At 44.9% G+C, this 8,457-nt stretch carries 8 protein-coding genes; 4 read left to right on the top strand and 4 right to left on the bottom strand.

Features of this window, described 5'->3' with window-relative positions; translation table 11 throughout:
• From PLA23_RS07625 to PLA23_RS07615, 3 genes are all read right to left on the bottom strand, one after another.
• Nucleotides 1–744 (bottom strand): PD-(D/E)XK nuclease family protein (locus tag PLA23_RS07625; protein WP_324474739.1); only part of this gene is annotated, 744 nt, incomplete at its 3' end.
• Entirely contained in the window at nucleotides 726–2,765 is a 2,040-nt protein-coding gene (locus PLA23_RS07620; RefSeq protein WP_324474737.1) for a P-loop NTPase fold protein, read from the bottom strand. The genes PLA23_RS07625 and PLA23_RS07620, both read right to left, overlap by 19 nt.
• Complete coding sequence (locus PLA23_RS07615) at nucleotides 2,762–3,442, bottom strand: hypothetical protein (protein WP_324330475.1); 681 nt, start codon at nucleotides 3,440–3,442, stop codon at nucleotides 2,762–2,764. The genes PLA23_RS07620 and PLA23_RS07615 overlap by 4 nt, the downstream gene beginning before the upstream one ends.
• A 500-nt stretch (nucleotides 3,443–3,942) precedes the next feature.
• Here PLA23_RS07615 and PLA23_RS07610 point away from each other — a divergent pair, with 500 nt between their 5' ends.
• Genes PLA23_RS07610 through PLA23_RS07595 form a run of 4 tightly spaced genes read left to right on the top strand, consistent with a single transcriptional unit; the run spans nucleotide 3,943 to nucleotide 7,929 of the window.
• Nucleotides 3,943–5,730, top strand: a complete 1,788-nt coding sequence (locus PLA23_RS07610; protein ID WP_324474735.1) for a S8 family serine peptidase — start codon at nucleotides 3,943–3,945, stop codon at nucleotides 5,728–5,730.
• 10 nt (nucleotides 5,731–5,740) lie between these two features.
• Nucleotides 5,741–6,253 carry a hypothetical protein gene (locus PLA23_RS07605; protein WP_324330479.1) on the top strand — a complete coding sequence of 171 codons (513 nt, stop codon included), beginning with the start codon at nucleotides 5,741–5,743 and terminating at the stop codon, nucleotides 6,251–6,253.
• Between the two features lie 9 nt (nucleotides 6,254–6,262).
• Nucleotides 6,263–6,562, top strand: a complete 300-nt coding sequence (locus PLA23_RS07600) for a DUF4389 domain-containing protein (RefSeq protein WP_324474733.1) — start codon at nucleotides 6,263–6,265, stop codon at nucleotides 6,560–6,562.
• Between the two features lie 26 nt (nucleotides 6,563–6,588).
• Nucleotides 6,589–7,929, top strand: coding sequence for a pyridoxal phosphate-dependent aminotransferase (locus PLA23_RS07595; RefSeq protein WP_324474732.1), 1,341 nt, complete (start codon nucleotides 6,589–6,591; stop codon nucleotides 7,927–7,929).
• A 25-nt stretch (nucleotides 7,930–7,954) separates the two neighbouring features.
• Here the strand turns inward: PLA23_RS07595 and PLA23_RS07590 are convergent.
• Nucleotides 7,955–8,457: S8 family serine peptidase (locus PLA23_RS07590; protein WP_324474730.1), on the bottom strand; the 503-nt coding region annotated here is incomplete at its 5' end.

The following is an 8,457-nucleotide window of genomic DNA, read 5'->3' as shown; positions in this document are numbered from 1 at the left end:
AAGGGTGATGAGTGATGCATGATTCCCAATGAGGGTTTGTATCACAGACGGGTCATATCTGACAAGAGGAGAGGGTTCTTCCAGATAGAGCATATCAACCCGTGGGGTAATTCCAATTGACTGGGAGACGAGCCATGCATAGAGTGAGGTCTGTGCAAGATCCTGAGCGGGATCTGACTCTTTTCTCCCTTTATACTCCAAAACCACAGGTTCTTTTGTTCTTGGATCAAAAAGGAGAGCATCAGGCCTTCCGCTTATTCTCACAACCTCTCCCTCATCACAGACAAAATCAGAACTCATGGTATATTCTGATGAGTGAAATATTGTTGCAATCAGTGCTTTTGGATCTTCAGGGGGTGTCCCGTCCGGACTGATAAACTGAGAGAGGTAGAGGATCCATGAATCACAGGCTCCGGCAAATGCTTCAATCTGCTCAAAAGAGAGTTGAGGGGCATGTTTTGCCAGATATGGGATAAAAAACTCATTCTTGATATATTCCCGAATTGAGCCGGTAATATCAGGATCAGGTGATGTGAGTGCGTTTAAAAAGGCACGCTGGCTCGCATCGTCATTTGCAATATACCGAAATATGTGATCTGCTAAGGTGTGAAACCTCTTTCCAGGAAGGGTTTCTGACCCTTTATGCCCAACCTTCCATGCATGTTTGTATCCCTTACAGGAATATCCAAAGAGGCGTGGACAGTGCTGACAGAGATGGAGTTCACTTACGGAGAGTCTCTGCATATGGGCCCCTTTCCTTTAGCAATTATCAATGAACCCTGCTGATTAGGTAGTATCGTATAGGCAGTTGAATGTTTTCCACACCATATGATGAGTTCGTCATAGGTCATTGAAATCCCGTTTTCCTGAAGACTTTTGACGAGGAGATCGGCCCGCATGAGGTGCATTGGGTGAGAATACAGGATATTGCAGATAGTGGTGTGTACTGCTTCATCTGATACCTCCCGTTTGGATATGTCCCTTTTATTCTTTTCTCCTGTAGGAACGATTGCAGGAATTACCGGTACAAGGGAACGAAAAGCCTCCTTATTGCCCACATAGGCATGGAGTTCATTATGAGTAATCGGACGAATCCCCTGCTTTGTCTCAATTTGAATATCTCCCTCGGTGATCTTACAGAAGAGGGAGTACAGGGCATAAAACCGTGCGATCTCACCTTCTGATGGTTGCATGATCTGCCCTCCGGCGGCAAGAAACGCCTCTCTCTTCTGGTTTGTCTGGATCCATGTGGGTTTGGTAACGATGCATCTGGGATCGGTCAGATACAGGCAGGAACAACCTGGGTTATTCTGGAGAAACTTGACCCCCCTGGTAAAGCCTGCACCTATGGCGCTATGATTGCGATTGGTATTGATGATAATACAGCATCTCTTCGAGTTATGCGTGATCGTCAGGATATTCTTTCTGGATTCCTTTTTCCATGCGTATTCAGCTCTTCGTGATTTGAGAAATGTTTGCAGGGCACTTGTTATCTGTTCATAATCAGGTGGCCATGAATCAAGGTCTGAGAGGATCTGATCATGTTCCAGCATCCATGCCGATCTGATGACTTCATCAGGAGAGGGGAAGGGTATATCCACCTCGGCCCATTTTTCATCAATCATCATGATGATGGTATTTGCGGTCCTGATAACCTCACGGGGAGAAGGGTATTTTCCAATAGATGATACTACCTTAGGAATCAGCCAGTCTGCAAGCATCTCCCACATATCAGGAAATACTACTTTGATACGGGAGGTGATGATCTCCTGTATCTGTTCTTGGGAACATCCAAGGAGATCCACCTGATTCATTCCAAGCCTATCAGTGACTGCCCTATCCAAATTCTCTTCAAATTTCTCCCAATACAGGGTTCTCATGAAGGCAAGAGGAAGGATGGCAGAACTCTCATTAAAGATCATCTGGTTCATCAGCCCAAAAGCTCTTTGATGCTCTGGTGTGGAGAGGTTCTCCAGTTGATCAAAGCAGATGATCAGGCATTGATGAAGGTAGGTCAGGAGAAGACCCAGTGATTTGAGGAATTTACTTGCTTCATCCTCTGCTTCAGCTTCAGACAACTCTTTAAACGGGATATTCAAAAGGGATGCATCTTCAGGATCTGCAACCTCTCCTGCGAGCCGGTTACGTGCAGGATAGTTGAGATCTGGATCTCCAAACGCAAAGATCAACTTGATAAAGAGATGATTGATATCCGGTATCTTGTCTACTATCCAGGATTGTACCTGATTGTAGAGGATATTCCGTTCTTTGCCATGATCTGAAAAATATCTAAAGAATGTCTCGGGATTATCTTTGAATGGCTGAAATGCCTGCCGGTATTCTTCTTTTTGATCGATAAACTCATATATCATCGAGAAGAGAATGCCGTGAATCTGCGTAAACTTAAACGATTCTCGTAAGGGATGAGACAGGTTGGTGATAATCCCATGAAAAAGATGCTGTATTGGGGTGTTATAATTAATGATCGGTCGTATCATGGAGAATTTTACTTCAAATGATGTATTCTCACAATATTCCCGTATACGGGCGATCATATTCGTCTTTCCGCTTCCTGCCTCACCTTTTACCAGAATTCCAACCGGATCATGTGGGTTTTTCTGTTTATATGAAATAATTCTGGTAATAGTTATGAATGCATCGCCATTGATGGATGAGATGGTGGGAAACTGATTCACCCAGGGATCTGGTTGTGAGTGTGATGAAAATGGATTATTCTCCCGTAACAGCTCCCGCGGGCTCTTCATGCCCCCCTCCAGAAAAGAAGAATCCGTAAAGTATGATTGGTATCCATGTATGAGTCGATTCGTTGATCCTCTGTAAGAATCTGGGGATCACTTGCCTGAAGCTCAACGACTCCGGTATCCCATAATGACTGAATACATGAATCGAAAACATTCTTTGGCCATTTGAGATATCTGCGGAGTTCATAGATCTTGACATAGTTTCTGTCTCTTCTGATGATATCATATGCTTTTTTTATTTCAAGAGAGAAATCAGGGTTTTCATGGACCAGGATCTGCACATTAAAATCCTTTGACTGGGCAACAATCTGCAGCTCTATGGCCCCAGATCGGGCAAGGGTATTTATTGTATCGGCAATCTCCCCTTTTTGAAACGGGAGGTATTTTGACATGTTTCTTATGCTTATTGGGGATCGTTGAGCGATATATGCGAGGATAATATCTTGAATCGGAGCACGAAGAAGGTAGGTTCTGTTTCCTTTTTTCTGAATGGAATAGGTATTGGGGAGGAAAGGCTTGATACTATCGATAAACTCCTTGTTATTGAGTTTTTTGACCTGATGACCGAGAATGCGTTCTACTCCTTTTGGGAGGGATTTTTTAAGTTGTGTTATGGTGAGATAATCCCTCTTCTGTTTATCAAAGAGCTGGGTGAGGATATCCTGGACGGTAAGATCCATACCAGATATCTCTTTCGTATTCATAAAAGAATATGATTTACCTTGACATGAAGAGATTCGATTCTTTACTAAAATATGTCACTATTTTCTTTTGGAAGGTTTTTAAAAAATTATTCCGTATATTTAGATAAGAATTGTATGACAATGATCTCCGTAAGGTACAGCCAAGGTACATGTAACGTACCCTCTTGAAACGACGAAGAGCCGCAGTAAAGCTATCCGTCAAGAGTATACGATATTCTTATATAAAAAAAGAGGGTGAAGAGTTATTCTCTATTGTATGAATGATTGAAAGTTCCTCATGAAACATACCGGCTCCCAGGTTGATGCAACTATCTGATGAATGGAAACACGTCTGATGCATTCTGAATGCACGAAATTATCCACAAAAATAACTCGTGAGTCCCGTGATACATCTGCTAATTATTTATACAATAACGATATATAAAAAATAGATTATCGGTAATTACCAGATTTTTCTGTATACAGAGGGATGAGGGATGGAACGAGTGAGTGTATCGTGGATTTTTAGAGCTTGTCTGCTCTTCATGCTCATCGCAGCAGTATGGGAGGGAGCACAGGCCGAACAAGGATCAGAAACATATGTGCCTGGTGAGGTCATTGTCAAATACGCAGACATCGGATCAGGAACAGCGGTTGCATCTGTTGCTTCTTCATTGAACGCTGAAATTGGTGCAGAAACCATCTATACCGATGAAGTTATGGGCGTAAAAGGGATGCAGGTAGTAAAGGTACCAGATACAATGTCGGTGCCGGATGCTGTGCAGTTTTACAAGTCAAATGAACATGTCGTTTATGCTGAACCCAACTATGTGACACATCTGCCAGCTCCATTAGGTAATTCAGAGAATGTGGTTCAGACCCTTGAGAGTGAAGCACCAGGGATGACAATCCCAAATGATCCGGATTTCAATCTCCAGTGGGGTATGTATAACACACAAAACGGCAGTTCTGCGAGGGCTGATATCAGTGCACCTGAAGCCTGGAACATATCAACCGGCTCATCAGAGGTTATTGTTGCGGTTATCGATTCTGGTGTGGACTATAACCATGAAGATCTTGCCGAAAACTGCATCAGCGGATATGATTTTGTTAATAACGATGATGATCCCATGGATGATAACGGGCACGGTACCCATTGTGCAGGGACCATCAGTGCGGTAACAAACAACTCAAAAGGTATCGCGGGTGTCAGCTGGAACTCAAAGATCCTTCCGGTAAAGGTTTTTGATGCAGCTGGTCAGAGTAACACGGTTCTTGAGATCCTGGGAATCCTCTATGCAAAGGAGCAGGGTGCTGATATTATCTCCTGTTCATGGGGGAGTTACATCTATAGTGAAGCCTTGAAAGAGGCGATTGAGAGCACTCCCGCACTCTTTGTCTGTGCTGCCGGAAATGAGGGATATGATACCGATGAGATACCATTCTACCCGGCAGACTACAACTCTGCAAACATTATTTCGGTCGGGGCAAGTGACCGGTATGACATGCTCACCTGGTTCTCCAATTATGGTCTGACATCAGTGGATCTCCTGGCACCTGGTGAAGATATCTACAGCACCCTGCCTGGCACCTACGGGATGATGGATGGAACCTCCATGGCTGCTCCGTTCGTCGCCGGAACTGCAGCACTCATCAAGAGTGAAAAGCCCGGAAATGATGCAGTACAAATCAAAAACCTGATACTAAACTCCGTTGATCAGAAGTTCTGGCTCAATACCACCTGTGTGACCGGGGGAAGACTCAATGCCTACCGACCGCTCAGTCAGGTCCTTCCGTTACATGCTGAGTTCAAGGCAGAACCTTCTTCAGGTACAATCCCCCTCACCGTACAATTCACAGATATGTCATCAGGAGAACCGGAGTCATGGCACTGGACATTCGGTGATGGATTTGAATCGACCCTGCAGAATCCGACACATCTGTACATGAAACCCGGGAAATATACTATCACACTCACCGTGTATAAGGAAGGGCTCAGCTCAATCGCTGAGAAAGAGAATTATATCCATGTAAAACCACCGTACCAGCCGGTAAAAGCATTCCCTAACGGAAAAGGAGGATTTTACCCTGTCCCGACCGACCCGGATGATGACGGACTCTTTGATGATATAAACGGGAACGGATGGCTTGAGTACGAAGATCCAAAACTTCTCTTTGACCAGATGCTCTATGCAATAAAAGAAGAACCGATCGGCCAGTTTGACTTTGATAAAAGCGGGTTTATCGGTTTTGGTGATGTTGTGAAATTATACCAGATGGTGTGAGGTGATCCAGATGAAACATACCTATCAAATCGGAGTCCTTTGTGCATGTATGCTGATTGTCGGACTGATTGCACCAGTATCAGCATACTCACTCCTCTATTTCAACCCGTCGGTGGTCGAATCAAATCCTGGAGAACAACCGGCAATCGATCTCATCATGGAAGGGTGTAATTCAGGAATATCCGGGTATGCCCTGTACCTTACCCTTGATAATCCGACCGTTGCATCATTTGGTGAGATTACCTTCCCCTCGTGGGTCTCGATGAACAAGGTTGAACATATAAATAGTACGACCATTCTCATTTCAGGAGCGGACCTTGGCACCCAGGTAGAACCAGGCCTTTCGATAGCAAACCTTGCACATATCTCCATTCATGCTCTGACCGCGGGATATGCAACCCTGAGTGTGGAGCCGGTTATTATCGATGATGACCGGAGCGGGCGGTATGACCCGGTGAGTAAGACGGCAAGCATCGTCATATCCGGAGCCGGACCAAATCCCATGATTCCGGCATCAAAGTAGGTGCATGATATGAAACAGTTATTTGCATATGAAGAAAAAGCTGGAAGAATTGAACTCTTCATCAGGATTATCTACTCGTTTATCATTGGGATAGTCCTGATGATTTATGGATGTATTGCAGGCATCTGCATGTTTATCCAGTTTTTTGTGATACTCATCCTTGGACGGAGATCGCGGGGACTTTCTGACTTTATTCAGGGTTATCTCGAGTACTATGTTCATATTCTCCCGTATACCTTCTTTATGACCGACGAAAGACCGGGTATTCTTCCTACATCGGTCATCATCTACGAGGAAGAGAAAGTTTAATTGCTGTCTCTGTGAGATTCTCTCTCATGGCCGGCATTATTATCGATGCCAAAGTTGACCGGATTCAGGTACCGGAAAACCTTCGATATTTTCGATTAATCGAAGAGCAACAGGAACGGTGTGCAGAGATCGGTTGTCAGGGGGATGTCTTTAAATTTGGCCTTGGGCAATCTCCCTTTCCAGTTCCTGCTCCACTCCAAAAAGCGCTCTCTCTGCATAGCAGCATGGGTTCCTATGCTCACCCGATAGGAAGCAGCAGAATACGTGAAGCAGTTGCAGATTTTTATAAAACACGATTCGGACTTGAAGTCGAGCCATACCGGGTGATAACCGGTCATGGAGCAAAAGGGCTCATTTTTTCAATATTCACCCTCATTACGGGATCAGTTATTATACCTTCACCCGGATGGCTGGGATATCTCCCCCAGCTTCGTATTCTGAATGTGCCGTATTACCGTCTCTATACTCATGGTGCCGGGAACTTCAAGATCCGACCGCAGACTCTGGAAGCGATGCTCAAGGGTCTGGTAAAAACCCAGCATCTTCTCATTCTGAATAACCCCGGAAATCCAACCGGTGCATTGTACACAAAGGATGAACTGACTGAGATCGCGGATGTATGCAGAAAATATAACACGTTCATCCTTGCTGATGAGGTATACAGCCTTCTGACCTATGACCCTGGCTCTTTTGTAAGCATGGGAAAGATTTACCCGGAAGGGACATTTGTGATCCACAGTCTTTCAGCTGGGATGGGTGCCGGAGGATTTCGTCTTGGCAGCTGCATTATGCCGGAGGGAACCAGTCCATCCATCATTCGTGATGTGGAAAAAATCGCTGCCACCATTTATACCAGTTCTGCCGCACCGCTCCAGGAGGCAGGAATTGCAGCATACCGGTCAGGTGAGGAGATGGATCAGTACCTGGATGCTGTCAGAAATATATTCAGAATTATGACGAGCAGACTGGCAGGTATGTGCAGGGCAATTGAAGGCATCAGAGTTACAACCCCACGGGCAGGGTTTTACTTCATGGTGGATATGAACCCGCTCACCACTGAACTGCAGAAGGCTGGCATTCTGTACTCAAATGATCTGGCCCCGGCGTTAATCTCACATCCGTACCATATCGCAACCGTCACTGGTGAAGCAATGATGGCTCCCTATGGTGATTTTTTCATCAGGTTTGCCTGCACTGATTTTGACGGGGAATCTGCTCTTCTTGAATACCTGGAAAAACCCCCGGCATTTGATGAGGAAGAGGCCTTCTTTGAAAAATACGGAGAACGGATGATTGCAGGTATGAGAATGTTTCAAAAGTGGGTCGGTGATATCAGGGAAGGAACATTCCGGATGCCCGCCCTGTAAAATCACTTTTTTTCACACCGGTTCGCTAAAGTCTTACCTCATAATCAGGCTCAGCATATATAACTGAAGTCTGGTTTTTATACGCCAGGACACCTTCAGAGGGTGTCATGTTTGCTGAAAGTTTAACAAGATGCAGTCCGGACAGCCCGTCCAAGGTGAAATCCTTCAGCAATGTTGCATTTAGCGATGCATGAGTCTGATTTGCAAATGCAGAAAGATTTGATAAATCTGGAAATGCTTTTACATTGAACTGGACAAGCAGACGGGCCGGCTGCTCTGATGAACTGTTTTGTGTAAGAGCACCAGTATCGGGTGTTCCATTATTCCCCTCCGTAGTACCGGCTTTACTTTCAATTGAATACACAACGTTCCGTTCAGCATATTTCACATAGGGAAGACTCTGGTAATATGCGATGCTATCTTCCAGAGTCATCCCAGGTGGAAGCTGAACCAGTTGAAGCCCTGGAAGTCCAAGCTCGTTATAATCAGTCTTCACCTTTGCTCCGATATATGCATGAGAAGCATTGG

The sequence above is a fragment of the Methanospirillum sp. genome (assembly GCF_035406105.1).
In the GTDB taxonomy this organism is placed as follows: Archaea; Halobacteriota; Methanomicrobia; order Methanomicrobiales; family Methanospirillaceae; genus Methanospirillum.
Note: the sequence above shows the minus strand (reverse complement) of the source record. Positions and strands in the feature narration are given on the sequence as shown.

What these genes read in the sequence shown, in the direction of transcription:
- PLA23_RS07620 (WP_324474737.1), bottom strand. Translation starts at nt 2,765, where the DNA reads ATGAAGAGCCCGCGGGAGCTGTTACGGGAGAATAATCCATTTTCATCA.
- PLA23_RS07615 (WP_324330475.1), bottom strand. Translation starts at nt 3,442, where the DNA reads ATGGATCTTACCGTCCAGGATATCCTCACCCAGCTCTTTGATAAACAG.
- PLA23_RS07610 (WP_324474735.1), top strand. Translation starts at nt 3,943, where the DNA reads ATGGAACGAGTGAGTGTATCGTGGATTTTTAGAGCTTGTCTGCTCTTC.
- PLA23_RS07605 (WP_324330479.1), top strand. Translation starts at nt 5,741, where the DNA reads ATGAAACATACCTATCAAATCGGAGTCCTTTGTGCATGTATGCTGATT.
- PLA23_RS07600 (WP_324474733.1), top strand. Translation starts at nt 6,263, where the DNA reads ATGAAACAGTTATTTGCATATGAAGAAAAAGCTGGAAGAATTGAACTC.
- PLA23_RS07595 (WP_324474732.1), top strand. Translation starts at nt 6,589, where the DNA reads ATGGCCGGCATTATTATCGATGCCAAAGTTGACCGGATTCAGGTACCG.